This is a genomic window from Oleiphilus sp. HI0080, from assembly GCF_001635135.1.
In genome coordinates this window covers 1-1,590 of record NZ_LWFU01000618.1, presented here as the reverse complement: position 1 = coordinate 1,590, position 1,590 = coordinate 1, and the positions used below count along the sequence as shown (strand labels likewise).

General features: G+C 47.0%; 1 protein-coding gene and 1 pseudogene. Both read left to right on the top strand.

All coding sequences use genetic code 11. The annotated features are described in order from the left end of the window. The first annotated feature begins 78 nt into the window (after window positions 1-78). Window positions 79-1,302 (top strand): glycosyl transferase, encoded by a 1,224-nt coding sequence (locus A3751_RS13565; RefSeq protein WP_068456970.1) that lies wholly within the window; start codon window positions 79-81, stop codon window positions 1,300-1,302. A 2-nt stretch (window positions 1,303-1,304) separates the two neighbouring features. After that, window positions 1,305-1,590, top strand: a pseudogene (locus tag A3751_RS13560) (hypothetical protein); the annotation flags it as partial.

Sequence of the window (1,590 nt, the reverse complement as noted above, 5' to 3'; positions counted from 1 at the left end):
GCACAAGCAGGCCCATCCGGTTGGGCAGAATCATTAAGCAGTTTCCTTAATTTAGACTTGCCCTGAGGTGTCACCAGCATGGCTGATTTTTATCAAAATGGAATAATCACAACGCTTCATAATCTAACGTGTAGAAGTTATGAAGATCTTGAAGCCGAACTTGAAACATTTGCCGAGCAGCGCCCCATGGGGCTTATCTTGCCGTCTTTGTTTTCAGAACTTGAGGGGGAGGCTCTACCGAAAATCATTGATGAGCTAGCAGAAGTTAACTATGTTGGCGAAATCGTCATTGGTTTAGATCGAGCAGACGAAGAACAATATCGTCATGCATTGGAGTTTTTTGGCCGCCTGCCCCAGCGTCACCGCGTGCTGTGGAATGACGGTCCTCGTCTACGAGCGCTGCATGCAGAGCTAACTGATTTGGGAGTGGCTCCAAAAGAGGCAGGTAAAGGTCGAAACGTTTGGTATTGTATGGGCTACACTCTGGCCTCAAATCGCTCTGAGTCGGTCGCACTGCATGACTGCGACATCGTTACCTACGATAAGTCTTTGCTCGCGCGACTGATCTATCCAGTTGCAAATCCGCACTACAACTACGAATTTTGTAAAGGGTTCTACGCGCGCGTGGCTAATGGGAAGATGAATGGCCGCGTTAGTCGGTTACTTGTTACCCCATTATTGCGCTCGTTTAAGACCGTCATCGGTTATCGTGATTATCTCGAATATATGGATAGTTTTCGGTATCCATTGGCTGGGGAGTTCTCGTTTAGAATCGATGTGCTTCGCGACATCCGTATTCCGAGTGACTGGGGCTTAGAGATCGGCGTTCTGTCAGAAATGTATCGAAACTATGCGCACAACCGTCTTTGTCAGGTAGATATTGCGCATACGTATGACCATAAACATCAAGACTTGTCATTGCATGACGACAGTGGCGGCTTATCGAAAATGTCGATTGATATTACGAAAGCGTTGTTCCGCAAACTTGCTACTCAGGGTGAAACCTTTACCAACGAAACGATACGTTCTTTGAAGGCGACCTATTATCGAATTGCGCTCGATTTTATTGAGACTTATTACAATGATGCGATGATGAATGGCTTAAAGCTCGATGTTCATCAGGAAGAGAAAGCGGTTGAGATGTTCGCATCAAATATCATGAAGGCTGGGCAGCACTTTCTGGACAACCCCATGGAGCGACCATTTATCGCTAGCTGGAATAGGGTTATTAGTGCGATGCCCAATGTACTTGAGCGCCTGAAAGAGGCGGTCGAGCTCGATAACGAAGAATTCAGGCAGTAATTATGCAGGCATTTGAGGCTTTAAACTCCAAGATAGGCGATCAATTAGCATTCGTTTATGGCGAATTGTTGACGGACTCCCAGCGAGAACAACTCCACCGCGATTTACTTCGAGAAATGCGGCTTGATCAGCAAGAGGCTGATGGCGAGCTTGAGCAGCCAGTGCCTTATCAGAATCATTGGTCTGAGCAAGACGCAATTCTCATTACTTACGGAGACAGCGTTTCTGTTGGCGCCTCGGCCTTAGATTCAAATACCGAGAAGCCTCTCGCGACTCTAAAAACCTTCC

What these genes read in the sequence shown, in the direction of transcription:
- A3751_RS13565 (WP_068456970.1), top strand. Translation starts at nt 79, where the DNA reads ATGGCTGATTTTTATCAAAATGGAATAATCACAACGCTTCATAATCTA.